This is a genomic window from Polaribacter sp. BAL334 (genome assembly GCF_015767435.1).
Lineage (GTDB): Bacteria > Bacteroidota > Bacteroidia > Flavobacteriales > Flavobacteriaceae > Polaribacter.
On sequence record NZ_JADWOV010000252.1, the window covers coordinates 1 to 437 of the forward strand.

Consider the following 437-nt stretch of genomic DNA (forward strand, 5'->3'; position numbering starts at 1 on the left):
AGACACTTTCAATACTTTATTGAAGGAGACTCTATTGATGTACTTGTGAAGTCTAAAAAAGGAGATGAAAATAAGAAAAAACCAATCTTTTTTTCAGTTCAAGGTTCCTTAGGTGTTCCATTACTCATTCATAATGGCAAACAGAGAGTAAAGTATTCAACTCTTGAAGAAGGGTTTGTTGAGGATGATTATCATCTTATAATAGTTAATAAACCCGGAATTCCTTTAATAAGTCATAAGGATAGTTTATCAAATCGAGGGGAATATTATGATCACAAATCTCAAAAAATATACCCAAAAGAATATGTCAACAAAAACTATTCAGAGTATTATGTTAAGCGAAATATTTCTGTCATAGAATTGCTTCTAAAAGAGAGCTGGGTTGATAGTTCAAAAATTATAGTATCTGGACATTCACAAGGAAGTGGAATTGCTGC

General features: G+C 31.4%; 1 pseudogene. It reads left to right on the forward strand.

Features of this window, described 5'->3' with window-relative positions:
• A pseudogene (locus IU405_RS04150) lies at positions 1 to 437 on the forward strand (hypothetical protein); the annotation flags it as partial.